Below are 25,751 nucleotides of genomic sequence, written 5' to 3' on the forward strand. Positions count from 1 at the left end.
AACACCCCATGCACTACCTGCTGATCTACGACACCGCGCCCGACTACCTCGAGCGCCGCGGCGAATTCCGCGATGCGCACCTCGCGCTGGCCTGGCAGGCGGTGGAGCGCGGCGAGCTGCTGCTCGGCGGCGCCACCGGCAACCCGCCCGACGGCGCGCTGCTGCTGTTCGAGGCCGCCTCGCCCGCGGTGCCCGAAGCCTTCGCCAAGGCCGATCCCTACGTGACGAACGGCATCGTGACCGGCTGGCGCGTGAAGGCCTGGAACACGGTGGTCGGCGCGCAGGCCTCGACGCCAGTGCGGCCGGCCGCGGGCGGCACGCCATGAAGAACGCCTTCGCCGACAGCCTGCACGAGACCTTCGAGCGCTTCGGCCGCATCGACATCCGCCGCATGTTCAGCGGCTTCGGCATCTACCACGAGGGCCGCATGTTCGCGCTGGTGATACGCGACACCCTCTACCTCAAGTCCGACGCCGAGAGCGCCGCGCATTTCGACCGCCTGAACCTAGCCCCCTTCACCTACGAACGGCAGGGCCAGCAGATGCCGATGTCCTACCGCGAGGCGCCGCCCGAGCTGTTCGAGGACCGCGAGGAAGCGGCCCTGTGGGGCCGGCGCGCCTACGAGGCCGCGCTGCGCTCGGGCACGGTGCCGAAGGCGATGCGCAAGGCGGCTGCCGCGAAGAAGGCGGCGGCGAAGAAAGCGCCGGCCAGGAAGGTGGCGGCGAAGAAAGCCGCCGCGAAGAAGGCTGCACCGGCCAGGAAGACCGCCGCGAAGAAGACCGCCCCGGCGAAGACGGCCCGGAAGGCGGCCTCCCGTTGAACGCACCTCGCACCCCCCTGCCCCCGCTGCCCGAACGCGAGGAGATCGCGCTGCTCGAACCCTTCGAGGGCCTGGGCCTGAACGACATCGTGCTGGTCGTCACGCGCGACGATGCCGAGCGCGCGGCCGCCGCGCTGCTGGCCGCGGGCGTGGTCGGCTTCGACACCGAATCCAAGCCCACCTTCGCCAAGAACGAGGTCTCGACCGGCCCGCACCTGGTGCAGTTCGCCACGCGCGAGACCGCGTGGCTGTTCCAGCTGCATCGCAGCGACTGCAACGAGGTGCTGGGCGCGCTGATCGGTTCCGAGGCGCTGCGCAAGGTGGGCTTCGGCCTCTCGAGCGATCTCTCGCTGATCCGCCAGAAGCTCAAGGTGGAGCCGCGCGCGGTCTACGACATCGACGACGAGTTCCGCCGCCGCGGCTATCGCCGCTCGGTCGGCGTGAAGACCGCCGTGGCGCTGGTCTTCAACCAGCGCTTCACCAAGTCGCGCAAGGCCACGACCTCGAACTGGGCCAGCCACCGGCTCAGCGAGGCGCAGCTGCGCTATGCGGCCAACGACGCCTATGCGTCGATCCGCGTGTTCGACGCGCTGCTGCCGCGCGACTGATCAGTCGCGCCCCGCCTCGAGGATCGCCTGCGCGAGCCGCTTGGGGTTCGAGAAGAACATCTCGTGGCTGCCCGGGCATTCGACCAGCCGGAACAGCCCCAGCCGCTCCGACAGCCGCGGATGCCACGGCAAGCTGTGCGGCAGCGCGATGTCCTGCTGGCAGTTGACGTAGGACTTGCCCACCTGCAGCGCGGCCATCGGCTGGCTCAGCACGATCTTGTCGGTGAAGGTGCGGTACGGGTGCGGGTTGAGCTGCTCGTAGGCCGAACGCGCGAGCGCCATGTCGGCGTCGTTGATGAAGGCATCGCGCCAGATCTCGAACGGCAAGGTCACGGCCTGGTCGTTGGCGGCCGCCACCGCGTCGAACAGCGCCACGTAGTGCGGCGGCACCATGTCGTTGAGCGACTCGCCGGGCTGCGGCACGAAGGCGTTCACGTAGACCAGCCGCGCGATCCGGCCCGGCTGCTGCGCGAGGCGGTCGGCCACGCCCGTGATCACCATGCCGCCATAGCTGTGGCCCACGAGCCGCAGCTGCGAGAGATTCTTCTCCTCGATGTATTGCAGCGCCGAATCGATCGCGTCGGCCAGGCCGATCTTCGCGCGGTCGTCGCCGGGCCGGTTGCCCGCGAGCGTGGGGCAGTGCACGGTGTGGCCGGCCTCGCGCAGGCCGTTCGCGACGGCCTCCATTTCGGCACCGGTGTGCCAGGCGCCGTGGATCAGGACATAGGTGTCGGACATGGGGGTCTCCTCGTTGGGTGGATGCGGGTTGCTGGCGATCGAACGCAGCGACTGTAGAAATCCCGCCGCGCCGCCGCTGGCCGCTAGCCGCCAGCGCGATGGCCGATTCGCGCCAGCCGCAGCGCGCCCGGCGTGGCGCCCAGCTGCTGGCGGCACAGGCGCACGAAATGCGAGGCATCGCGCAGGCCGACGCGAAAGCCGATCTCCGCCACGGCCAGCCGGTCGAAGCGCGCGTCGCCCAGCATGCGGCGCGCGGCCTGCATGCGAAAGCCCAGCAGCGCGGTGGCGAAGGTGGTGCCACCCTCGCCACCTTCAGCGAGGCAGCGGTGCAGGCTGCGCTGCGAGATGCCGAGCTCGCGCGCCACCGCCTCGGCCGTGAGGCCGGGCTCGGCATGGCGCTCGCGCGTGGCCTCGAGCACGCGCCGGCGCAGCGCGGCGCGCGCGCCCGGTTCCACCGCCGCGGCCACGCCCGGCCCGGTGGCCAGCGCGAGCAGCCCGCCGAGCTGGTCGGCCAGCAGGCGCGGCGGCAGCGGCGGCGCGCTCGCGGCCTCGGGCGTGAGCTGCTGCACGAAGCGGCTCAGCACGCTGCCCCAGCCCGCGCTGCCGTCGATGCGGCAGGCCAGCTGGCCCGGCGCGTCGGGCAGCCAGGACTCGACCCAGGCCGTGGGCAGCTCGAGCGAGATGGTGTCGGCCGACTGCACGAAGTGGAAGGCATAGCTGCGCCGCGAATCGACCAGCACCGCGTCGCCCGGCAGCATGCGCGCGCTGCGCCCTTCCTGCTCGACGCTCCAGGCGGTGTCGGTCTTGCACAGCAGGTAGTAGAAGTTGCTGCGGCTGCGCTCGATCGCGCGGCGCGTGCGATAGACATCCTGCGCGCTGCCGCGCACGCGGTTGACGCCGATGCCGAGCGCCGGCGTGCCCAGCGGCGCCGATTCGAGCGTGGCGTCGAAATGCCGCGCCTGCGGGCTGGTCACCTCCATCTCGAGGAAGCCCTCGCAGACCGCGCCGACCCAGTAGTCCAGGCGCTGCGCGGGCGGCACCGCGTGGGTGGACCAGCGCTCGATCGCGGCCGGCGAACGATGGGCTTCGGCGTGGGGCTGGGTGGGCATGGAGGGTTCTCCCCGTGGATGGGTCGGCTGCAACATACCGAAGCCGGCGGGGCTTGCCAAGCGGGCTCGCCCGGGAAGGCGGTCCGGTTATAGGCGGTGGCTGACGGCGCGGCCGGCGGGCGGTCGGCACAATGGCCTGCTGCATCAACCCCGCGCACCGGCCGCCGCCGGCGTGCGCACCAGGAAGGAAACACCCAGGCCATGACCACCAACAAAAGCGACTTCGGACTGATCGGCCTGGCCGTGATGGGCCAGAACCTCGTGCTGAACGTGGAAAGCCGCGGCTTCCAGGTCAGCGTCTACAACCGCACCGAAGCCACCACCGAGGCCTTCATCGCCGCCAACCCCGGCAAGAAGCTGGTGGGCGCGAAGACGCTCGAGGAATTCGTTCAGAGCCTCGCCAAGCCGCGCAAGATCCAGATCATGGTCAAGGCCGGCGCGCCGGTCGACCAGGTGATCGAGCAGCTCATCCCGCTGCTCGACAAGGACGACATCGTCATCGACGGCGGCAACAGCCTCTACACCGACACCGAGCGCCGCGACGCCTACCTCTCGAGCAAGGGCCTGCGCTTCATCGGCGCGGGCGTCTCGGGCGGCGAGGAAGGCGCGCGCAAGGGCCCGTCGATCATGCCGGGCGGCCCGGCCTCGACCTGGGAGGTGATGAAGCCGATCTTCGAGAGCATCGCGGCCAAGGTCGACGGCGAGCCCTGCGTGATCCACATCGGCCCGGGCGGCGCCGGCCACTACGTGAAGATGGTGCACAACGGCATCGAGTACGGCGACATGCAGCTGATCTGCGAGGCCTACAGCCTGTTCAAGGCCGCCGGCTTCACGACCGACGAGATGGCCGCGATCTTCAACGAATGGAACGACGGCGAGCTGCAGAGCTACCTGATCCAGATCACCGCCAAGGCGCTCGAGCAGAAGGACCCGGAAACGGGCAAGCCCATCGTCGACGTGATCCTCGACAAGGCCGGCCAGAAGGGCACGGGCCAGTGGACCTTGATCAACGCGGCCGAGAACGCGGTGGTCATCAGCACCATCAACGCCGCCGTCGAGGCGCGCGTGCTGTCGTCGCAGAAGAAGGCGCGCGTGGGCGCGAGCAAGCTGCTGCAGGGGCCGAAGGTCGAACTCTCGCTCGAGAAGAAGGCGCTGGTGGCCAAGGTGCACGACGCGCTCTATGCCTCCAAGGTCATCAGCTACACCCAGGGCTTCGACCTCATCAAGACCATGGGCGACAAGAAGGGCTGGGGCCTCGACCTCGGCCGCATCGCGGCGATCTGGCGCGGCGGCTGCATCATCCGCGCGCGCTTCCTCAACCGCATCACCGACGCCTTCCGCACCGATCCGGCGCTGGCCAACCTGATGCTCGACCCCTTCTTCAAGGACCTGCTGAACCGCACCCAGCAGAACTGGCGCGAGGTGGTGGCGCTGGCCGTGAGCAACGGCATCCCGGTGCCGGCCTTCAGCGCCTCGCTGGCCTACTACGACAGCTACCGCACCGAGCGCCTCAGCGCCAACCTGCTGCAGGCGCAGCGCGACTTCTTCGGCGCCCACACCTACGAGCGCGTGGACAAGCCCGAGGGGCAGTTCTTCCACACGGAGTGGCCGGAAGTCATCGGCTGAAGTCCGCGCCGGCTCGGCGCCGCTCGAGCGCCCGGCCCTTCGGCGCTCGAACGGCACGCGCTCATGTCATGGGTTGACCGTGCAGCTGAACTTGAGGACCGCGCTCTGGTCCTTGGCGAGCGTGCCCAGCAGGATGCCGGCGCCCGTGAGTTGCGCGACCGTGAACGTACCGGGCGGCACGCCATCGCCCGTGATGGTCACGCGGCCGGTGCCGGCGCAGGTCAGGCCGGCGCCGGGCTTGTCCTTGACCAGGGCGCCCGTGACGGGGGTGATCCCCAGGCTCTTCACGGTGATCGTGTATTCCACCGTCTGGCCCGGCTTGACCGACGTCTCCTCCAGGCTCTTGACGATGCTGAGTTCCGCGCCGGCCGTGTTGGTGAAGACGCAGAGGAATTTCGCGCCGGGACGCAACGACACCTCGGTGGCGGGCGGACTCGCCGACGGGGCCGGAATGACGATCGGTTGCCCCCGCGCGAAATTGATCGGCCGGTTCGCGGGATTGCTGCTGTTGGCGGTATCGGTGTCCGTGCAGGTCACGCCCGTCAGCACATAGCCCGGCGCCGGGTCTTCGGTCAGGGTCACGGGATCGCCCAGCTTCGTGACGAAGACGGCCGGCGGTGCCGCGGGCGTCGCCGTGTTGGCGGCCGAGGTCGTGATCGGGGCGGGCTGGGCGTCGAGGTTGTCGGCCGTGAAATTGAAAGGCCCGCCGCCTCCGGGGGCGCCCAGGGTCTTCTTCTGAATCGCCACCGTGGGCAATTTGGAATTGACGTAGGCACAGATGATTTCGCTGTTGCGCAGCTCACTGGCCCGCGGAATCGTGACCGTGCCCGTTGCCATGTCGTACTGGGGACTGAACAAGGTGCCCAGGAGGTTCGCGAGTTGGGTGGGAAAAAGCGAACATTTGATCGACGACAACACCCAGGGCGCCTGGGCGTTTTCGCTGATTTTCAATTCGCCGGGCGTTGGCAAGACGGGTCTCAACACGCGCGCGTGCGTGGCCGTGTCTTTTGTTTTCGTCTCGATGCTGCCGCTTGTCTGCGTGAAATTGGAGTAGTTGAAATCGAATTTCCCGACCCCGCCTCTCGAGGTCTTGACCGGACCCACGATCGGAGGGGTATTCAAGGAAAAGGAGAAAAACACTCGAAGACGCCCGTACCACCGATCCGTCCCAGGTATTGGCGCATAGCTCTTGGCGCCAAATCTAAAGCGTATCGTCGAGATATTCTTGCCAAGAACCCTGACCGATCCGCACGCATCATCCTGGCTGCAATGCGCGTAGGCCCCTCTCCCTCCCACGGTGGCATCGGTGTTGTTTTTGATGAAATTCCCTTCTACAGCGAAATTCCAATTTCCTGAAAGTCTTTGAAGACTTCCTGGAGAAAGCAGCTCCAGAGAGTGGATCTGCAAGGAATGCCATCGAAAATCAGGAGGAGTATCGAGGGGGTAATTGGTCCCACTGATCAATCCCCTCAAGTGAATGATTGGATCGTCGACAGGTCGGTTGAAAGAAATTTCAATCACGGCTACTTCCGGTACTGCCACGACGGATTCCGGAAAAGCGTGCGAGGTCGCCTCTCCCCGAAAAAAGCCGTTGGCCGCGCCAATGCCAGTTCCAGTGGGACTGTTTTGAGACGTAAAGAGGGACTCCGGCCCTTCAAAAGCGAAGTAACCACCCTGGGGGAACGAAAAATTACCCGATACGGTTCGCATCGTCACCGTCAACGGCGTCCTTCCAGTATTGGCATCCTCTCCTTCCAGGATCGCGAAACCGCCGCCCCTCGGATTGTCGTAGTTCAGCATCAAGGGAAGACTCGCCGTTCTTTTGTCGCCGCTGACCGTCGGACTCAAAGTGCCGCCGTACGCATTTTCCATCGCGGATGTATTTTGCTGGGCAAATGCCGCCTGCAATAGAGCGCTCCCCAAAACGGCCACCGCCCCCCGCTTCCAGGAATGGCCGAAGCACTTTCGGATGGAAATCGCCGAAAACCCCTTGCCTGCAAATAATGAAAACGTCATTCGAATCTCGTCGATCAGTCAAAACACGATAGCCAACCGGGCGCGTCGTTGAATTTCGAAACAGTCATTGCTTGTCCCGGCCTCCACCACGGCCTCAATCCACCTTGATCTGGAACATCACCGACCCGCTGCCACCCGGCGCCACGAAGCCGTCGAAGCGCCAGTCGACCGGCCCGGTCTTGCCGGCGGGCTGCGCCTCCGTGCAAGCCACCGCCGGTGCCGGTGCCGCATTGGCCGGCGTGGTCTTCAGGCACCCGGTCAAGGTCGGCGGCGTCTCGCCCACGGTCGCGCTGACGAAGCTGGTATAGGCCGGCGTGGTGTCGTTCACCGCCAGGTTGCGGATCGGCGCATCGCTGTTGTTGGTGTAGGTGATGCGGTACTCGAGCGTTTCGCCCGACTTGGCCCGGTTGTTCACGCCGAACTCCAGCACGCCTTGCGTCACGTTGCGCACCTCCTTCCGGAGTTCCAGCGCCACGCTCGAGAGGGTGGTGATGTCCTGCAAGGTGTAGCGGCCGCTGAGCGCCGGGTTGGCGCCGCGGTAGTCGAAGTCGGCCTGCACCACCACCTTGTTGTTCGCGCCCATCGGCGCGGTCGCGGGAATGAACTGCTTCACGACCACGCACACCTTGCCCTCGAAGATCACTGCCTGGCCCGCGCCCGCCGGCGGGTAGAGCTGCGCCGCGCCCGGTTGCAGGCTGCCGGTGCAGCCCGTGTCGGCGAAGATCTGCGCGCTCCAGCCGCCGATGGCGGGGTTGGCGGTCTCGCTCGCGATGCTGAAGCGCACCTGCCCGGCCGTGCCCGCGGCGAAGGTGTGGCCATAGGTCACGCTGTTGCCGGGCAGCCCGGTCTTGGCCCCGTCGGCCGCGAAGCTGCCGTTGTCGACGTCGCCGAAGTTCAGTTCCTCATGGCCGACGCCGTTCCAGGCGAAGGCGATGCGATCGGGCGTGTCGGTGCGCGTGTAGGTGTAGCGGTCCGCGCCGATGGCCACGGCGGCCCCCGATGGCAGCGCCACACTGCCCACCGAGGCCCCCGTCGACACGCGCGTGCCGGGGCTGTTGACCTGCTCCACGCACATCGCGGCGCCCTTCGGCGTGCCGTCGGGCACGGCGAAGCTGTAGTTGCCCGCGGCGTCGGTGATCGTGCGCGCGTGCACGGTGGCCGCGCAGTCGGTCAGGCGCACGCCGATGCCGCGCTGCGGCACTTCGCCGCCGTTGATCACGCCGTCGTTGGCCGCGCCGCCGCCCACGCCGTTGTCGAGGAACACGCGGCCGCTCACGATGGCGCTGGCGTAGCTGTTGGTGAAGGTACAGGTCCACAGTGCGGCGGCGGCCATGTCCGCGCCGGAAAGGGCCACCGTGCCGGTGCCGGTGACGGAGCGGCCCGCCTCGTTCACGCAGACCGAGCGGGTCGTGACGTCGGGCACCGCGGTTTCGGTGATGCCGACGGCGGTGCCGGGCGTGCCCAGATGGTGCGCGGTCTTCGATGGCACGGGCAGGTTCTGCTCGCTCGTGGTCACGCTGTCGGTGTCGTTCGCGATCACGGTGCCCGTGAGCTTGAAGTCGTAGCTGCCGGTGCCGCCGACCGAGGTCTTGACGATGCGCACGCGCGGCCGGACGGTGTGGGTCACCGTGCACATCTTCTCGCGGCTATCGATGTCCCTGACGTCGGCCGCCGGCGATGTCATGGTGTAGACACCGACGGAAGGATTGGCGAGGTTGCTCGCCGGAAGATTCTCGTAGCCCTCGCACGAGAAGGTCTGGACGTAGTTGTCGAGCGAGGTTCCGGTCCCGGCCCCCGCCTTGAACGTCATCGTCGTGCTGACGTCGATGCCCAACCGGGCCGTCTGCCCCTTGTCACCGACGTCCTTCACGAAAGCAGCCCCCATGGTGCTGAAAGTCTGGACATTGACGCCGGAAAAGCTCAGGTCGAATTTCCCCGCATCGAACGGCGTGCCGACGATGCGATTGTTCAACCCGAATGAGGGCCGGTAGTTGTGGATGGAACACTTGAAGTCCGAATTCGGAAAAACGTACTTCTTGTCCAACGTGAACTTGTTTCCTTCGATCTTCCATCGGATGGCGGTATCGAAGGGATTGGTGTTGCCATCGACCCCCGCATTCGCATCCTTGCACCCGCCACCCGGGAGCGTGGATGCATAGACCGGCCAGCCCGGCTGAACGGTCTTCTCCGTGACCACGATATCCGCTCCAGGGATGATTCGCAGCTTCCCTTGCGACCAGTTCTGCGAGCCCGAACCGTCGAGCCTCGGAGTCACCGGAACCGTGATCGTTTCATCGACGGCGCCGCTCACGCCCGAGAAGGAGAAGCTGAAGCTCGGGAAAGGGGCTTCGGCCGCGCTGCCGATGGACTTGCCGAAGGCAAACGTCGGCCCGCCCCCCAGCGGCGTGCTGACCTGAGCGCTCCAGGTACACACGTTCGGGTTCTGGGGATCCGGCGTTTCGCACAATGCGCCGACCGGTGACGTGACCGTCGCGGTGTTGGTGACGACATCCAGCGCGGCCGCGGCGGCCGTCGCGGACGGCTTCGGAGGTGTCTGCTGCGCGAAAGGCTGGGCCACTGCCGCGAGCAGCAGGAGCCCCACGCCGCATCCGATCGCACGGCGCGGCCAGCGGCTCGTGCCTCCGGCGGAGAATCCGGTGCCCCGGATGGCCGAGGCCGCTTCCCGCGTGATGCCGTTCATGGATTGCATGGCCTGGAAACTCTCTCGCTGATCTGGCGTGCCCATCGGCTCACTGCGGTCCATTCGCGCCTCCGGCTGCCGAGCCCGCGGCCGGTGCGGACGCATCGCCGCCCGTCGCCGGGAAGCCCAGCGTGGTCTCGTCGAACTTGAAGCGCAGCCGGATGTAGGCGCCCTTGCTCGTGTATTCGTTGGCCGTGAGGTCGCGGTCGCGCAGGCCCACGAAGTTGTAGCCGGCCGACAGCCACAGGTTCTTGTAGACCTGGTAGCCGAGCTCGAGGCCGAAGGTCTTCTGCAGCCCGCCGCCCTTGCCGTAGAGCAGGCCGGCCTGCACGCCCCAATCCCAGTCCTTGTCGATGTCCTGCGTGTAGCGCACCTGCAGCAGGTGCGCCCAGTACCTGCTCGCGAGCAGGCTGTCGCTGAGGCGGCTGACCTTGCCCGCGTAGCGCGCCATCACGAAGCGGCCTGGCTCGGGGTTGTAGTTGAGGTGGGCCGAGACGATGTCGGCGCTGGTCTTGCCCGGCAGGCTGGCGCCGTTGTCGGCGCCGAACACGCTGCTGCCCTGCAGCGCGCCGGCCGCGTTGCCCGCGCCCACCACGTTCTCCGAGCGGCGCTCGTAGCGCGCCAGCGCGTTCCAGCGGTCGTCGTCGACCGGCCGGTAGGCCACGCCGATCTGGTGGCGCTGCAGGTGGCGTTCGTTGCCCGCGTTGGTGCCCTGCCCTTCGCTGCTGCTCATGATGCTGCGCGCCAGCAGGCTCCACGAAGGATCGAGCTTGTAGCCGAAGCCCGCGCTGAACAGCCGCGTGTTGGCGTCGTCGCCGCGGCGCATCTCGAACACGCCGCTGGTCTTGAGCCGTTCGGTCATGTACTCGATGCCGCTGGTGATGGCGGTCGACTGGCCGAGCCCCCCGGCGTACCCGGTGCCGTTGTTGCCGCTGTTGGCGTAGCCGCCGAGGTTGCGCGTGTGCTCGATGCCGCCGGTCACGCTGACGCGTTCCGTGAGCTTGACGGTGTTGCGCACGCCGATGGCGGCCTGCACGCCGCGGCCGTCGGCACCGTCGGCGAGGCGGTACTCGTTGTACACCCGCCCGCCCTCCATGTAGTTGCTCTCGATGCCGACGATGCCGGTGTTGTTGTTCCGCGCCCCGTCGAGCCCGTAGGGACCGTAGAGCGAGGAGATCAGTTCGTAGCGCCCGTAGACGCGGGTCTTGTCGGTCACGGCGTAGTTGCCGCCGATGGCCAGCACGCGCTTGTCGCTGTGCTGGATGTCCTGCTCGCCCTCGATGAAGAGCTGCGCGTTCGGCGCCCACGGCAGCTGCGTCGACAGCCGCGCGCGCAGGGTGGTCAGGGTCTGGGTGTCGACGCCGTTGGCGGCCACGGCCGCGCCCAGCACGGTCACGCTGTTGGCACCGATGCTGCTGCCCATCTGGCCGTTGTAGGTGGAGATCTGGCCGTAGTCGAAGCCCGAGTTCGAACCGGGCGCGTCGTCGCTCTGGCCATGGCGCAGCCCCACCTCGACCACCGTGTCCTCGCTGAGCTTCTTCTGCGCGCTCAGGGTCAGGCCCTTGCGTTCGTCCGTCTGCGCGGCGTCCTTGCTGTAGAGCGCTTCGGCGCGCACGGCCAGCGTGGGATCGACGCGGTATTCGGCGCGTGCCGACGCCTCGGTGCGGCCCGACGAGGAACTGGCGCCGGGGTTGTCGAAGCCGGTGCTGGTCCTGGTCGCGAGCGCCACCACGGCGAGCTTCTCGTCCTGGTAGCGCGCCTCGATGCGCGCGCCATGGCCGCTGCCCTTCTCGTCGGACTCGGTCTTGACCACTTCGCCCGCCACCGTCATGTTCTCGCCCAGGCGCGCGATGCCCGTGATCGCCTGCAGCTTGCGCTTGTTCCGCGGGTTCTGGTCGGTGCTGACGACCACGCCGACCTGCACGGTCTCGGAGGCCTTGACCTGGATATCGACGCCGGCCACGGTGAACTTCGGGCCGCCCGAATCGACCTCGTAGGTGACGCGGATCGACTGCGGATTGAGGTTCGCGTCGATCGAGGAAATCGTGCGCGTGAACAGGATGCGGCGCGTGAGCGGCTCGACCGTATAGTCGACGAAGCGCGTGACCGCCGTGCGCTGCAGCACGATGTTCGGCTGGTTGCGGTCGCGCACCACGATCTCGACCTGCTCGCTGTTCTCGACGAACTCGCCGTTGGCACCGTTCAGGTAGTACGGCCCCGAGGTGCCGAGCGCGCGGAACTCCTCGACCTGCTGCGTCTGCGCGGTGCGCGAGGCGTAGGAGGTGGCGCGCACGTTCTCGTCCTCGTAGACGTGCTTGAGGCCCGTGAGCGAACGGTTGCTCTGGCTCAGGTTGCGCACCTCGGTGCTGCTGGCGGTGGTGAAGTCGCCGTACAGCAGGTAGGAGCGGTTCCTGTCGATGCGCACGTAGAGCTTCTGCGTGCTCTGCGCGTCGAAGCCCTTGGCCGAGGAGTCGCCGTAGATCGGATAGAACTCGTCGGGCCGGATGTCGCGGAACAGGCGGTCCTTGCGCTGCTTGTCGGAATCGAAGGCCGCGGTCAGCAGGTACTCGCCCTTGATCGCGCCCTTGAAGAAAAAGGCGGAGCGCCCGCCCGCGCGGCGGCCGTTGTGCTCGTCCTTCAGGCCCGTGAGCTCGGCCTCGAAGGCCGCGCCGGCGGGCATCGCGCCCAGCGGCAGCTTGCCGCGTTTGGTCAAGTCGAGCACGCCCTCGACGATGCCCACGCCGATCATCGGGCGCAGCTCGGGCGTCAGCGCGAGGCGCACTTCCTTGACCAGGCTCGCGGCCGTGACGCGGATGCGCGCGTCGCCCGGTTCGCCCGGCGGGAACAGCTTGAACTCGGCCGAGCCGCCATCCATGAAGACCTGGGTGCCGGGCTCGTCGGGGTTCAGGTCCTCGGCGAGCCAGCGGCCGCGGTCGGTCTCGAGCGTGAGCTGGGTGCGCGCGGTGACCGGCACGCCGGCCGCGTCGGCCAGCCGCACCGTGACGACGATGGGCGTGCGCAGGTCGGCCTGGGCCGAGGCCGGCAGGTCGATCGCGATCGCCGAGAGCTTGTCGGGCGCGACCAGCGTGATCTCCCGCGCCTCGCCGCGCACATTGCCGAAGCCGTCGACGGCCTCGAGCCGCAGCGTGTTGGCACCGGGCTTGAGCGTCACGCCGATGTATTCCCAGGCCGCGAGCTGCTTCGACGGCAGTTGCGATTTCTTGCCCACGCGGCGCTCGTCCACCGCGGCGCCGTTCACGCTCAGGCGGAAGCCCGCGCCATCGCCGCCCTTGACGCGCACGTTGATCGAGGTGCCGGCCACCGTGTCGCGGTCCTTGAGGTCGAGGAAGCCGAGCGCGTTGCTCTCGATCTGCGGCAACAGGGTTTCGAGTTCGACCGGGCTCGGCGCGGCCGGTGCCAGCAGGGGCACGTTGCGCGGCTCCAGCATCGCGCCGCCCAGCCCGATCGGGCGCGTGGGCATGGCGCCCGGGCCGGTGGCCGAACCGCTGGTGGGCGCGGAGGGCTGGCCCGAGGTCGGCAGCCCGCCGATCGGCGCGAACAGGCTGCCGGCGGGGACCTGCGAGGGCGCGGCGCCGAGCGGCGCATTGGCGCCGAGCTGGTTGCCGAGCGTGCCGCCCATGGAGCCGCCGGCGCCGCCGACGAAGGTGCTCGGATTGGACGGCGGCGTGGGCAGCGCGATCAGCGGCACGGAGGTGGTCTGCACCGTGCCCGTGCTGCCGCCGGCCAGCGCCTGGCCCGAGGCCGGCAGGCCGCGCAGGTCGCCCACGGGCACCACGCGGCCCTCGGGATCGAGGCGCAGCCTCACCTGGGCCTCGGCCTCGGTGTCGGGCTTGGCCGCGATCGCCGCGCGCCGCGCCGCCACCTCGTCGAGCACCGCCTGGTCCTCGCAGTTGGCGATGACGAAGTTGGCCTTGTGGAACTCGCCCTTCTTGAGGTCGAGGAAGCGGCTCTCGGGCGCGCCCGCGTTGCGGTTGTCGAGGATCTCGAGGCGCGCGCCCCGCGGCAGCGTGAGCTGGTCGAGGCGCAGCACGTGCGTCACCGGCTTCAGGCCGTAGAGGCTCCACTTGCCCTCGACGTCGGTCACGACATGCGTGCCGTCCTCCAGGTACAGCCGCACGCCGGGCACGCCGATCTCGTCGCCGCCCTGCTGCCTGCCGTCGCGCTTGCAGTCCATGTAGACCTTGCCGAAGGCGAAGGCGTCGTCGGCGAACACGCCGCCGGTGACGCGCAGCGTCCAGCTCGCGAGGTTCGACTGGATCGGGCCCGAGTTGGCGCGCGCGCGGTTGATGGCGTCGCCTTCGGTCGGCGCGCCGACACCGATGCGCACGCGGTAGCGCACCATCGCCGACTGGTCGGGCGCAATCACCAGCGAGGGGTAGTCGAAGATCAGCCCCGGGCCGGCACCGCCGGCGGGGTTGGGCACGATGGCGCCATTGAGCCGCACGCTGTTGGCGACGTAGGCGAAGCCCGGCGGCAGCGTGTCGCTCAAGGTCACGCCGGTGACGGGAAAGCCGGTCTTGTTGGTGACGGTGAGCGCGTAGTCGACGAAGTCGCCGAATTCCGCCTGGCGCTTGCTGCCGTCCTTGCGCAGCACCAGGCCCAGGATGTTGCCGGGGTCGAGCGGAACGTGGTTGTTCGCGGCCTCGCACATCTGCCCGTCGGACTGCATGCCGGTGCGCAGCTTGAAGTAGTGGGTGGTGGGCTCGCCCTCCTGCGGCGCGGCGGTGTTCGGCACCACGGCGCCGCAATTGGCGAAAGTGCCGGCGGTCGCGGGCAGGATCCGCGATGGCGCCACATAGCCGCTGCCCGCCGGCGGCGCGACCGCCAGCTCGTAGGTGCACATGCCGCGGGTCTGCGGCGTCAGCATGTAGAACTGGTAGGCGCCGTCCGCGGCGGTGTTCATCGACACGCTGCCGTTCGGGTTGAAGGTGTAGAGGCCCGAGCTGCCGCCGTAGAGCTCGGCCTCGGTGATCGGCGTGACCGCGGCGTTGCCGCACGACTGGCGCGTGTAGGTCGCCACCGCGCCCGCCACGGGCTGGCGCGTGAGCGCGTTGTAGACCACGCCCTGCGGATCGATGAGCAGCGAGCGGGCCGTGGCCATGGTGGCGGCCAGCACCGAGCGCGGCTTGACGTTGACGGTGTTCTGGTCGAAGGCCGCGGCCCAGGCCTTGTTGCTCAGCGAGACGCGGCTGCCGATCGCGGCCGGCTTCTCGGTGACGCGCACGGTGAAGCTCAGCTGCTCGCTCTCGCCGGGCGCGAGCGCGCGGCTGCCGTCGGTGAGGCTCAGTGCCACCTCGGTGGGGAACTGGTAGGGGTCCGCGCTCTCGTCCTGGGTCCGGTTGCAGGTGGCCCGGCCCGTGAAGCCCGGCGCCGCCACGAGGCGGCCGCCGGCCACCTTCGGCCGGCCCACGAGCTCCCACGACGCGATCTTGCCCTCGGCCTGGTCCATGTCGAAGGTGCAGTCGAGGTTGTCGATCAGCCGCAGGTTGGGCGCGGGCGCCGTGCCCAGGTTGCTGACCTTGAGCACGTAGTCGAGCTCGAACACGCCCGGCGAGACGCGCCGCGCCATCGAGGCCTGCTTGCTCAGCGACAGCGTCGGCAGCTGCGTGGCCACCGGCGTGGGCTGGGTGTTGTTGTTGGGATTGCCGTCGCCGTCGGGGTCGGGGTTGTCGCCGTTCATCGAGTCGTCGACGGCCACGGCCGCGCCGCCGACCGACAACGCGCCCGAAGCCTTCACGCTATTGAGCAAGGTGCCGGTGCGGCCCGTGAAGTTGATGCGCGCCTCGAACTCGACGTTGACCTGCGCGCCCGCCGGCAGCACGGCGCCGTCGACCAGCAGCTTCTGCGCGCTCGCCGTGCCCTTGAAGGCCGGGTTCGCCACCGCCACGATGCCGCCGCCGTTGCCGGTGGCCGCGGGCACGATCGCGACCGAGCCCGGCACGATGGTGTACTGGTTCGGGCCCGGCACGGCCGCGGCCGTGTAGCTGCCGAACTGGGTCTCGCCCGGCCCTTCCATCAGGTCGGTGGCCTGCACGTCGTGGAGCCACGCGGCGCCGTAGTTGCGCAGGTTGACGCGGAAGCGCACGTTGGCGGTGCCGTCGGGCTTGCCGTCGGCGCCCCGGTTGAGCCGCGGCGCCGAGGCGGACTTCGCCACGCCGATGCGGGCCTGGCTGGTGGCGATCACGACCGTGTTCGACGGCGCGGTCGCGGGGCCGGTGCCGTCGTCGTACTGGCCATGGGCCGTGTTGCGGATGTCGTCGCCAGGGTCGGCGTTGACCTTCACGGCGAACTGCATCGCGATCGATCCGTTGCGCACCAGTGGCTCGGGAACGCCGACCGCGACTTCGACCGCCGAGGCGTCCTCGGCCGTGCGATAGCTGAAAGGCGGATCGGCCGGCAGGCGGTAGAGCTTGACGGCCTGCGCGGCCGCGCTCTGCAGCGTGCCCGCGATGTACTGGGTGCCGGCGGGCACCACGTCGCGCACCAGCACCAGCGCCCTCGGCGCACCGTTCACGAGCAGCGGCGTGTTGGTGGGCGCCACCACGTTGCTCGGCTTCGCATCCTGCGCGCCGATATTGGTGCCCGTCACCGTGAAGTCGATGCGCGTCTGGCCGGGCACGACGAAGCCGGGATAGCTCGCCGACTTGGAGAGGGCCAGCGCCGCGGCGTCGCCCACGATCACGGTGTCGCGGTTGCTGGCCTGCAGGCCCTGCAGCGCCGTGGTGGCCGTCAGCCCGAGGCAGGCCGTGCCGCGCGCGGCCATCGGGATCGTGCCCTGCACCAGCAGCGAGGCGGCCTCGCCCGGCTTCAGCGTCAACGCGCCCGGCTTGTCGAGCGCGAGCACCGGGTCGGCGGGATCGGACACGCCGTTGTTGTTGGCGTCGCGCAGCACGCGCAGCGCCGACAGGTCGAGCGTGTCGGCCGCGCAGCCGGCCGCGTTGTTCGCCAGCGCGAGCGTGTAGCTCGAGACCACGTTGCCGGTGTTGCTCAGCAGGTGGCTCAGCGTGACGATGCTGCCGGGCGGGCGCGAGAGCGTCTGGTCCTGCGTGAGCACCAGCGCCTCGACCGGCAGCACGGTGGCGATCACCTCGTTGGAGGAGATCGTCTCGGTCTGCGCCATGCCGCCGGGCACGTAGGTGCCGGTGGCGATGCTGCGGATGACCGTGCCGCCCGGCGCGGCCGCGGCGTTCGCCTGCGCCATGCCGCCGAGCAGAAACACCATGCCCGCGGCGAGCGCGGCGGCGAATCCGCGCCACGATCGCAGGCTGGAGCCTCGGAGCTTGGAAGTCGACAACATGCAGTGAACTCTTGGAAGGTCCGGCCGCTGACCGGAAGAAAAAAATGGAAGAGGGGAAGACGGGCCGGGGCACCTTTCCCTTGCACCCTCGTGCGAGGACGCAAGGGAAAGGCGAACTGCCTTTGCGATGGAGAGGGAACCGGCAGGCCGAAGCCCGCCGGTTCCATCGTTCAGCCGACGCTTACTTGTTGACCTTCACCGAGAAGGTCAGCGTGGCCTTGCCGCCAGGCGCGACCGTGTTGGCCGCGCTGCCGCACGACACCGAGCTCGCGGTCGCCGTGTAGTTCGCTTGCGCGAAGGCCGGCGTCACGCCCGCGGAGGCGCACTGCTCCGAGGGCTGCGCGCCGTCCGGTGCGGCCGTCAGGCTGGTGTAGGCAGGCACCGCGTCGTTGATCGACATGTTGGTCACCGGCGAGGCGCCTTCATTGGTCGCGACGATGCGGTAGACGATGCACTGGCCCGGCTTCACGGCAAGTGCCGCCGACGAGGTCGGCGCCTCGGTGCCATCGCAGTTCTCGTCCTTCGCCTGCAGCTTGATCAGGCGCATCTGGCCCGTGATCACGGTGGTGATGTCGGTCGCCGAGGGCTCGCCGCACTTCGCCTGCTCGGGGAAGGTCACGGTCACGGTGGCCGTGTCGGTGGTACCCGCCGTCGCGCCGCCCGGTGCGAACACCTTGACGAGCAGCTTGTGCGCCTTGCCGCCGCTGAGGTCCACGGTGGGGCCGACCTGGCCGTTGGCACCCACCAGCGTGTCGCCGGTGTCGATCTGGCCGTCGCCGTTGTTGTCCAGGTACAGCGCGGTGGTCCATCCCGCGGTCACGTCCGCGACCGGCAGGACCGCCTTGATGTTGAACTGCGTGCCGCAGCTCTGCGCGCCGGTGATGGTCAGCGTGTGGGCATAGACCACCGAGCCGCCGGGAGCGACCTGGCCTTCGTTGTTCGGCGTCAGCGTGGCACCCCAGGTGTCGGCGCCGATCACCTTCACCGCATCCAGCTTCGTGTCGATCGCCACGGCGCCGGTGGAGGTCGGGCTCGTCGAGCGCACCTGGAAGTAGATCAGCTGGGCTTCGACCGGTGCCTGCGAAGCGGGCGGGGTCACGCAGGCGTCGACCGCCACTTGCGTACCGGCGGCCACGTTGACCGTGGTCATGCCGGTGGCCGCGCAGGTGGCGCCGGCAGCCACGAACTTCACCGTCCAGCCGCTGGGCAGGCTGCCCGGGAAGCTGTTGGTCTGGCTCGCCGCGAGGCTGAAGGCGTTGTCCAGGCTGTCGTTGTTCTTGATGAACAGGTTGAAGACAGCAGGCGTGCCGGCCGGCGTCGTGGTGGTGGTCGTCGGGGTCGGGCTCGGGCCCGTGCCCACGTCGCCGTTGCCGGTGTTGCCGGACGTACCGTTACCGCTGGCGGTATTGGTCATGTCGACCAGCACGCCGATCAGCTTCGACAGGATGTCGCGCGTGGCATCGAACTTGGTGCTGTCCTTGGTCGACGTACCCAGCACGATGGCCTCGAACGATTGGGTCGGAATCGACGCGGGCGCGCCCAGCGTGACCGCCAGGACGATCTTGACGCTCTGGCCGGGCCGGATCGGACCGGTGTCGACGATGCCGTCGCTGTTGTTGTCGATCAGCGGCGCGAAGCCACCGTCGGCGAAGAAGCGGAAGGTCGAACCGGCGGGGAACTTGCTGAGGTCCGCCGTGAGGTTCACGATGTCGTCCGCATTGCCGGTGTTGAACACCGTCTGCGTGAACTTCACCGTCGAACCCGCGACGCCGGAGGCCAGGGTGGTCTGGTCGGCATCCGTCAGCAGCGGCTTGCCAGGCTCGGCGTCCTTCGAAGCGACCGGGCTGGCCGTGGGGTGCGCGGAGCCGAGCACGATGCCGAAGGTGCCATCCACGATGAAGGGCTTGTCGTTCGTCGGCGTGGTCGGGTCGGTCGGCGGATTCGTGGTCGTCTTGTCGTCCGGCACCTTCTCGGGAATGTAGTCCGCCCGGTTGGTCGTGGTCGTGCCACCGACTTCGGCGGTGCTGTTGACCAGCACGACGAAGCTCACGGTCTGCGTCACGTTCGGGGCCAGCGAGGACACCAGGAAGCTCAGCTTCTGGCCGTTCGCGAAGAAGTCGATGCCGTTCGGATCGTCCGCGGAGCCGGCCGCGTCACCCAGGGCCCGGCCCGGTGCGCTGCTCCAGACGGCGGAGCCCGGCACGTAGGTGAAGCCGCTCGGCAACGTGTCGGTCATGTAGAACTTGCCGGCCGCGCCACCCGTGTTGTTGAACTGCAGCGTGTACGTGGTGTACGAGCAGTTCGGGTCGTTCGACGTCGCGCCCGCGATCGTCGCCTGGCAGGAGGCTGCCGAGCGCGGACCGTGGTCCTTCGCCGCGGGCCAGACGCCGCCGTTGGCGACCCAGCTGACGGCCGGGACCCTCAGGCTCTTCGAGGCATTGAATGCCGCGTCGACCGTGAGGACCACGTGGTCGAGGTCGGCCGCCTTCTGGTTCGCCACCTCGTACAGGTCGAGGGTCGCGGGCACTGCGTTGATGGTCGCGGGCCGCGGCGAAGTGAAGTTGGCCGCCGTTGCCGTGCTCGGGATCGAGTACGCCACGACGAACGGGAAGGTGCCATTGCCACCCGCCACCGTCTGCGCGGGCACCGTGCAGACTGCGTTCGGAGCGACCGAGCACAGCGCGGTCGTGCTGTCGGGCAGGCCATCGGCGTCGGCATCGGCGAACACCTCGATCTTCGAGAAGCCGTCCGGCGCCGCCGTGGTGTTGTCGATGGTGATGGTGAACTTGTCGCTGCCGTTGCCGGTGTTGGTCAGCACGTGAGGCGCGTAGACGATCGCGCCCGCGGCGCCGATCTTCTTGTTGATCACGTCGGTGGTCACCGTGGTCCGGCCGTCCAGGTTGAACGAGCCGACCTGCTGCACCGTCGTCTGCACGAGGTTCGAGGTCGCGAGCTGGCTGGCGCCATTCGGATCGAGGTAGGTGGCCGAAGCCTGGTTACCGATGATGGTGTTGGCAGGCGGAGCCGCAGCGAGCGCATCGCTTCCGAAAAGGAAGCTCAGGGTCAGAGCTGCGGCGCCCGCCCAGAGCGTACGCGGCACGGGGCCGGCACGACGGGCTGACAAGGTAGGAATCACGGGGTTTCTCCTCGGTGGTTAAGGGTCTTGAAAAAGCGGACGAACGCACCCCGGCCGGCGATTTCCAGCAGGAAACCGGCAAAAAAGACGGACGGGGCAGAAAGAGGACGGACCGTCAGCGCGGCGCGAGGCCGACGGTCGTCAGCGGCGCCGAATCAGGGCGCGGCGCGCGGAGCCTTGAGCGGCTCGGCCGTGGCTGCGGATGCAGCGGCTGCAACGGGTGCGGCAGGCGGCACCACTTCCTCGACCTTGGCGCGCGCGGTGACCGCGGTCACGCCCTTGGCGGGCAACTGGCCGAGCTCCCAGCGCAAGCTGCGGTACTCGTTGTAGGGAACGGGCTCCGACTTGCCGTTGACCTGGCGCGCCAGCGGCTCGGGGGCGAAGATGCCCTCCTTGGTCGCCGCCTTGACCAGCGTCGCGCCGGGCTTGGCACTCCTGGGCAGGTATTCCAGCCCCTCGGGAATCGGCAGGTTGGCCACCAGGCCGCTGACGGTGCGGCCCGTGTGATTGGTATAGGTCGCCGTGTATTCCAGGATGTCGCCCGGCTTGACCGAGGCGGCCTCGACCAGTTGCTCCTTGCCCTGCGGGCCCTTGACGACCTTGGACTGCTTGAGCACCACGGCCACGCCCTTTTCCTGCGCCGCCTCGGCCGCCGCGGGCGCGGTCTTCACGCCCTGCGCGGACGCCAGGCCTGCGCCGCCCAGCGCCACCACCACGCCGAGCCCCAGGCTCAAATGAACGGTCAAACGGGCCATCGGCCGAATGAACGAATTCCAACGAGATGTACTTTCAGTCGACATGAATTACCTCAACCTTCCACAAGATGAAAATCAACCGACTTCACGCTCTGTCCTCTGCGAAGTGGTCAGCAAGAGATTGGCCGCAATAACACTTCACAAAATAAAAGAGAGTGAACGATTATTTTTCTTGAGGTTACAGCACCTTCGCTAACAAGACTGAGCAGGCCTGATGTGCTGCACAAACTTACGTAAAGAACATCAACTTCTTCACAGGCTGATTTTCGTGATATGACAAATGTGTATTTTTTAAGCGAATGTTCATTCTTTTTTTTTGATGCGGATTCGCCTCGAACCGTCGATCTGTCGCGGGGATTGACCCGCAGCCCTTCGCCATGGCACAACGCCGGCCATGGCAGCACCCGCCGAACCCGGCGCCTACCCGGCGCACCTCGTCGAAGACTGGCGGCTTCGCGATGGCCGCGCGGTGCGCATCCGGCCGATCCATGCCGACGACCTCGCGATACACACGGCCTTCGTCGCGGGCCTGTCGGACCGCACCGGCTACCACCGCCTGCTCTCGCCGCGCAAGCCGCAGCCCGACGAGCTCTGGCGCATGACCCACATCGACTACGCGCGCGAGCTCGCGCTGATCGCCACCACCGAGGTCGATGGCGCCGAGCAGCAGATGGGGGTGGTGCGCTACGTGCGCGGCGACACGCCCGAAACGGCCGAGGTGGCCGAGTTCGCGGTGGTGATCGCCGATGCCTGGCAGCGCCACGGCCTGGCCGAGAAATTGATGCGCGTGCTGATCGCGGCGGCGCGCGACGCGGGCGTGCGCCAGCTGGCCGACATCACGCTCTACGACAACCTCGCGATGATCGCGCTGGCGCGCAGGCTGGGCTTCAAGGTGCAGCGCGATGCGGGCAATCCGAACGTCAGCCGGCTGCGTCTCGCGCTCGACGCCGGCGAGTGAAGCCCACCTACTGCCCGAGCAGCCCCAGCTTCGACACCACCTTGCCCAGCGGCTTGCGCTCGCCGACGAAGCCGACCGCGACGTAGCGCAGCGCCTCGGCCGGCACGCTCGCCACCGCCTCGCGGAAGGCCGCGTAGTTGGTGGTCTGCTGGCCCTGCACCGGGAAGTCGATCACGTCGCACTCGGTGTTGGCGAGCGCCTTCTGCCGTACCGCCACGAGTTCGTCCTGCGAGGCGCCGAGCACCGCGATGCCGATCGGGATCAGGCCCGGATGCGAGCGGCCCGAGGCATCGACCAGCGGCGCGCCGACCAGCCCCGGATGGCGCTGGCCGACGGTCAGCGCGACCACGGCCGCGGCATTGGCGGCCAGGCCCGGCGGCAAGGCGGCGTCGACGACGATGACGCAGCGCTCGGGCAGCGCGGCAGGAGAAGGATCGGTCTGGCTCATGGCGGGTGAAAGAAGAAAAAATTGAGTATCACTTAATCATAAACCAGTCATAAATCATATCTAAACGGCCACCAATTCGACCTACCGGTCCTATTTTTATGAGTACAACTCAATCTCGGATACACGCACCGCCGCCCCATCCGGCACGCTCCATGCGTCGCCCGTCCCACCCCGAAAATCGCACCGAAAAGGGCCAAGTAACTAAGTTAAACAAACTTAAAACTACTTCCTTATGATGCGAAACCTTTTTTCGCCGGAAGCAGAGAGACCCGTCCATGGTTCAGCTCGCGTTGCGTCGTCCGTACACCTTCATCGTCATGGCGATGCTGATCGTGCTGGCCACGCCCTTCGTCCTCTTGCGGATGGCCACCGACATCTTTCCGGAGATCAATATCCCGGTCGTGTCGGTGATCTGGAACTACACCGGCCTGCCGGCCCAGGAGATGGGCCAGCGCATCTCGGGCCAGGTGGAGCGCGGCCTGACCACCACCGTCAGCGACATCGAGCACATCGAATCGCAGTCGCTGGCGGGCGTGTCGATCATCAAGGTGTTCTTCCAGCCCACCGCCAACATCGAGATGGCGATCTCGCAGGTGGTGGCCTCGATGCAGGCCCAGGTGCGGCAGCTGCCGCCGGGCATCACGCCGCCGCTGGTGATCAAGTACTCGGCCTCGAGCGTGCCCGTGATCCAGCTCGCGCTGTCGAGCCCCACGCGCTCTGAGAACTCCCTGTTCGACGCCACCGTGAACCAGCTGCGCCCGCAGCTCATCACGGTGCCGGGCGCGGCGATCCCCTTTCCCTACGGCGGCAAGAACCGGCTGATCTCGGTCGACCTCGACACCCAGGCGCTGCAGGCGCGCGGCCTGTCGCCGTCGGACGTGGTGAACGCGATCAACACGCAGAACCTGATCCTGCCCTCGGGCACCGCCAAGTTCGGCGCCACCGAGTACGGCGTGCGCATGAACGGCTCGCCCGATGCGATCGCGGGCCTCAACGACCTGCCGATCCGCACCGTGAACGGCGCCACCGTCTATGTGCGCGACGTGGCCTATGTGCGCGACGGCTTCTCGCCGCAGACCAACGTGGTGCGCCAGGACGGCGTGCGCGGCGTGCTGCTGTCGGTGCTCAAGAACGGCGGCGCCTCCACGCTGGACATCGTGGCCAATCTGCGCGCGATGCTGCCGGTGGCGGCGCAGACCATGCCGCAGGACATCAAGATCACGCCACTGTTCGACCAGTCGGTGTTCGTGAAGGCGGCCGTCAAGGGCGTGGTGTTCGAAGCCATCCTGGCCGCCGCGCTGACCGCCGCGATGGTGCTGCTGTTCCTCGGCAACTGGCGCAGCACGCTGATCATCGGCCTGACCATCCCGCTGTCGATCCTGGCCTCGATCCTGGTGCTCTACGGCCTCGGCGAAACGCTCAACCTCATGACATTGGGCGGGCTCGCGCTCTCGGTCGGCATATTGGTGGACCAGGCGATCGTGACCATCGAGAACATCGAGCGCCACCTGCACATGGGCACGCCGCTCAAGGAGGCGATCGAGGTCGGCGCCGGCGAGATCGGCAACGCGGCCTTCGTCTCCACGCTGTGCATCTGCATCGTGTTCGTGCCGATGTTCTTCCTCTCGGGCGTGGCGCGTTTCCTGTTCGTGCCGCTGGCCGAGGCCGTGGTGTTCGCGATGCTGGCCTCCTACCTGCTGTCGCGCACGCTGGTGCCCACGCTGGTGATGCTGCTGATGGGCGGCGTGCACGGCCAGCAGGCCGACGAGAACGCGAAGCCGAGCGCGCTGCAGCGCGTGTACCGCGCCTTCGACCGCCGTTTCGAGCGCGTGCGCCGCGCCTACACGCTGCTGCTGTCGGCCCTGCTGTCGCGCCGCGGCGGCTTCATCGCGGTCTTCCTCGGCTTCTGCCTGCTGTCCTGCCTGCTCTATCCAGCGCTGGGCCGCGACTTCTTCCCGACCGTGGACGCCGGCCAGATCCGGCTGCACATGCGCGCGCCCACCGGCACCCGCATCGAGGAGACCGCGCGCCTCACCGACCAGGTGGAGGCCGCGATCCGCGAGCTGGTGCCGCCCGACCAGCTCGAGACCATCCTCGACAACCTCGGCGTGCCGAACAGCGGCATCAACCTGTCGTACAGCAACGCCGGCACCATCGGCACCTTCGACGCCGAGATCCTGATGTCGCTGAAGGACGGCCACCGGCCGACCGAGGAGTTCGTGAGCACGCTGCGCGCCGAGCTGCCCAAGCGCTTCCCGGGCATCGAGTTCTTCTTCCAGCCGGCCGACATCGTCACGCAGATCCTCAACTTCGGCCTGCCGGCGGCCATCGACGTGCAGTTCAGCGGCAACGACATCGCGGGCAACGCGGCGCGCGCGGCCGAGCTCACCAAGGCGATCCGGCAGATCCCGGGCGCGGTCGACGCCCACGTGCACCAGCGCCTCGACGGGCCCTCGGTGGACCTGACGATGGACCGCTCGCGGCTGCAGCAGTACGGCCTGACCGCCTCCAACGTGGGGCAGAACGTGCTGATCGCGCTGTCGGGCAGCTCGCAGACGGCGCCGGCCTACTGGCTCAATCCGCAGAACGGCGTGGTCTACAGCATCGCGGTGCAGACGCCGCAGTACAACGTGGACTCACTCGATTCGCTGCTCAACATCCCGGTGGGCGCGGGCGGCGCGGCCGCGGCCGGCGGCGCGCAGCAGCTGCTGGGCAACCTGGTCGACGCGCGCGCGGCGCGCCAGCCGGCGATCCAGTCGCGCTACAACATCGCGCCGGTGATCGACGTCTACGTCAGCGTGCAGGGCACCGACCTCGCGAGCGTGGCGAGCAAGGTGCAGGCGCTGGTCGACGAGATGCGGCCCAAGCTCTCGCGCGGCAGCCGCGTCGACATCCGCGGCCAGGTGCAGACCATGCAGTCCTCGTTCATCGGCCTGGGCGTGGGCCTGGCGATGGCGATCGTGCTGGTCTACCTGCTGATCGTCGTGACCTTCCAGTCCTGGCTCGACGCCGCGATCATCATCACCGCCCTGCCCGCCGCGCTGGCCGGCATCGCCTGGATGCTGTTCATCACCGGCACCACGCTGAGCGTGCCGGCACTCACGGGCGCGATCATGACCATGGGCGTGGCCACGGCCAACTCGATCCTGATGGTGTCCTTCGCGCGCGAGCGGCTGGCCGCGGGCATTCCGCCGCTGTCGGCCGCGCTCGAGGCCGGCGCCACCCGCATCCGCCCGGTGCTGATGACGGCGCTGGCGATGATCATCGGCATGATCCCGATGGCGCTGGGCCTGGGCGAAGGCGCCGAGCAGAACGCGCCGCTGGGCCGCGCCGTGATCGGCGGCCTGCTGTTCGCGACGGTGTCGACGCTGTTCTTCGTGCCCGCGGTCTATGCGGGCGTGCACAGCTGGCTCGCGCACCGGCGCGCCGCGCACGGCGGCGCCCATCCGCCGGCCGGCGCCACCGCGCAGGAGCACTGAGCGATGCCCGCGCCATCCGACCCTTTCGAGACCCTGTTC

At 68.3% G+C, this 25,751-nt stretch carries 14 protein-coding genes; 6 read left to right on the top strand and 8 right to left on the bottom strand.

Features of this window, described 5'->3' with window-relative positions; all coding sequences use genetic code 11:
- The first annotated feature begins 8 nt into the window (after positions 1-8).
- Genes AC07PU_RS08705 through AC07PU_RS08715 form a run of 3 tightly spaced genes read left to right on the top strand, consistent with a single transcriptional unit; the run spans position 9 to position 1,428 of the window.
- A complete protein-coding gene (locus tag AC07PU_RS08705) occupies positions 9-326 on the top strand; it encodes a YciI-like protein (protein ID WP_093343162.1) in 318 nt (105 codons plus the stop codon).
- A complete protein-coding gene (locus tag AC07PU_RS08710; protein ID WP_495316752.1) occupies positions 323-820 on the top strand; it encodes a TfoX/Sxy family protein in 498 nt (165 codons plus the stop codon). The genes AC07PU_RS08705 and AC07PU_RS08710 overlap by 4 nt, the downstream gene beginning before the upstream one ends.
- Entirely contained in the window at positions 817-1,428 is a 612-nt protein-coding gene (locus tag AC07PU_RS08715; RefSeq protein ID WP_495316754.1) for a 3'-5' exonuclease, read from the top strand. Before AC07PU_RS08710 ends, AC07PU_RS08715 begins: the two co-directional genes overlap by 4 nt.
- Here the strand turns inward: AC07PU_RS08715 and AC07PU_RS08720 are convergent, their stop codons facing one another.
- The gene (locus tag AC07PU_RS08720) at positions 1,429-2,166 is read right to left on the bottom strand and encodes an alpha/beta fold hydrolase (RefSeq protein ID WP_057594530.1); all 738 of its coding nucleotides are present in this window, start codon (positions 2,164-2,166) and stop codon (positions 1,429-1,431) included.
- Between the two features lie 83 nt (positions 2,167-2,249).
- Positions 2,250-3,275, bottom strand: a complete 1,026-nt coding sequence (locus AC07PU_RS08725; protein WP_495316756.1) for an AraC-like ligand-binding domain-containing protein — start codon at positions 3,273-3,275, stop codon at positions 2,250-2,252.
- A 201-nt stretch (positions 3,276-3,476) separates the two neighbouring features.
- On the opposite strand from AC07PU_RS08725, the gene gnd reads away from it, so the two are divergent.
- Complete coding sequence (gnd, locus tag AC07PU_RS08730) at positions 3,477-4,901, top strand: decarboxylating NADP(+)-dependent phosphogluconate dehydrogenase (protein WP_208507688.1); 1,425 nt, start codon at positions 3,477-3,479, stop codon at positions 4,899-4,901.
- 66 nt (positions 4,902-4,967) lie between these two features.
- Here the strand turns inward: gnd and AC07PU_RS08735 are convergent, their stop codons facing one another.
- The 5 genes from AC07PU_RS08735 to AC07PU_RS08755 all read right to left on the bottom strand — a co-directional run bounded on the left by AC07PU_RS08735 (position 4,968) and on the right by AC07PU_RS08755 (position 20,827).
- Positions 4,968-6,917: a prealbumin-like fold domain-containing protein gene (locus tag AC07PU_RS08735; protein WP_495316759.1), complete on the bottom strand. Its 1,950-nt coding sequence runs from the start codon at positions 6,915-6,917 to the stop codon at positions 4,968-4,970.
- A gap of 94 nt (positions 6,918-7,011) precedes the next feature.
- Entirely contained in the window at positions 7,012-9,618 is a 2,607-nt protein-coding gene (locus AC07PU_RS08740; protein WP_495316761.1) for a prealbumin-like fold domain-containing protein, read from the bottom strand.
- A gap of 49 nt (positions 9,619-9,667) precedes the next feature.
- On the bottom strand, positions 9,668-16,936 hold the full coding sequence (locus tag AC07PU_RS08745; protein ID WP_495316762.1) for a hypothetical protein: 7,269 nt from the start codon (positions 16,934-16,936) through the stop codon (positions 9,668-9,670).
- A 181-nt stretch (positions 16,937-17,117) separates the two neighbouring features.
- Entirely contained in the window at positions 17,118-20,072 is a 2,955-nt protein-coding gene (locus tag AC07PU_RS08750) for a hypothetical protein (RefSeq protein ID WP_296778367.1), read from the bottom strand.
- A 155-nt stretch (positions 20,073-20,227) separates the two neighbouring features.
- Complete coding sequence (locus tag AC07PU_RS08755; protein ID WP_495316764.1) at positions 20,228-20,827, bottom strand: hypothetical protein; 600 nt, start codon at positions 20,825-20,827, stop codon at positions 20,228-20,230.
- A gap of 394 nt (positions 20,828-21,221) precedes the next feature.
- On the opposite strand from AC07PU_RS08755, the gene AC07PU_RS08760 reads away from it, so the two are divergent.
- Entirely contained in the window at positions 21,222-21,785 is a 564-nt protein-coding gene (locus AC07PU_RS08760; RefSeq protein ID WP_495316766.1) for a GNAT family N-acetyltransferase, read from the top strand.
- 7 nt (positions 21,786-21,792) lie between these two features.
- Here the strand turns inward: AC07PU_RS08760 and AC07PU_RS08765 are convergent, their stop codons facing one another.
- Positions 21,793-22,233, bottom strand: a complete 441-nt coding sequence (locus AC07PU_RS08765) for a DUF2000 domain-containing protein (protein ID WP_495316768.1) — start codon at positions 22,231-22,233, stop codon at positions 21,793-21,795.
- A 275-nt stretch (positions 22,234-22,508) separates the two neighbouring features.
- On the opposite strand from AC07PU_RS08765, the gene AC07PU_RS08770 reads away from it, so the two are divergent.
- Positions 22,509-25,712 (top strand): efflux RND transporter permease subunit, encoded by a 3,204-nt coding sequence (locus AC07PU_RS08770; protein WP_495316770.1) that lies wholly within the window; start codon positions 22,509-22,511, stop codon positions 25,710-25,712.
- Positions 25,713-25,751 lie beyond the last annotated feature (39 nt).

The sequence above is a fragment of the Variovorax sp. GW821-FHT10D07 genome, assembly GCF_059415325.1.

What these genes read in the sequence shown, in the direction of transcription:
- AC07PU_RS08740 (WP_495316761.1), bottom strand. Translation starts at nt 9,618, where the DNA reads ATGAACGGCATCACGCGGGAAGCGGCCTCGGCCATCCGGGGCACCGGA.
- AC07PU_RS08770 (WP_495316770.1), top strand. Translation starts at nt 22,509, where the DNA reads ATGGTTCAGCTCGCGTTGCGTCGTCCGTACACCTTCATCGTCATGGCG.
- AC07PU_RS08755 (WP_495316764.1), bottom strand. Translation starts at nt 20,827, where the DNA reads ATGGCCCGTTTGACCGTTCATTTGAGCCTGGGGCTCGGCGTGGTGGTG.
- AC07PU_RS08725 (WP_495316756.1), bottom strand. Translation starts at nt 3,275, where the DNA reads ATGCCCACCCAGCCCCACGCCGAAGCCCATCGTTCGCCGGCCGCGATC.
- AC07PU_RS08745 (WP_495316762.1), bottom strand. Translation starts at nt 16,936, where the DNA reads ATGTTGTCGACTTCCAAGCTCCGAGGCTCCAGCCTGCGATCGTGGCGC.
- AC07PU_RS08760 (WP_495316766.1), top strand. Translation starts at nt 21,222, where the DNA reads ATGGCAGCACCCGCCGAACCCGGCGCCTACCCGGCGCACCTCGTCGAA.
- AC07PU_RS08735 (WP_495316759.1), bottom strand. Translation starts at nt 6,917, where the DNA reads ATGACGTTTTCATTATTTGCAGGCAAGGGGTTTTCGGCGATTTCCATC.
- gnd (WP_208507688.1), top strand. Translation starts at nt 3,477, where the DNA reads ATGACCACCAACAAAAGCGACTTCGGACTGATCGGCCTGGCCGTGATG.
- AC07PU_RS08710 (WP_495316752.1), top strand. Translation starts at nt 323, where the DNA reads ATGAAGAACGCCTTCGCCGACAGCCTGCACGAGACCTTCGAGCGCTTC.
- AC07PU_RS08705 (WP_093343162.1), top strand. Translation starts at nt 9, where the DNA reads ATGCACTACCTGCTGATCTACGACACCGCGCCCGACTACCTCGAGCGC.
- AC07PU_RS08765 (WP_495316768.1), bottom strand. Translation starts at nt 22,233, where the DNA reads ATGAGCCAGACCGATCCTTCTCCTGCCGCGCTGCCCGAGCGCTGCGTC.
- AC07PU_RS08720 (WP_057594530.1), bottom strand. Translation starts at nt 2,166, where the DNA reads ATGTCCGACACCTATGTCCTGATCCACGGCGCCTGGCACACCGGTGCC.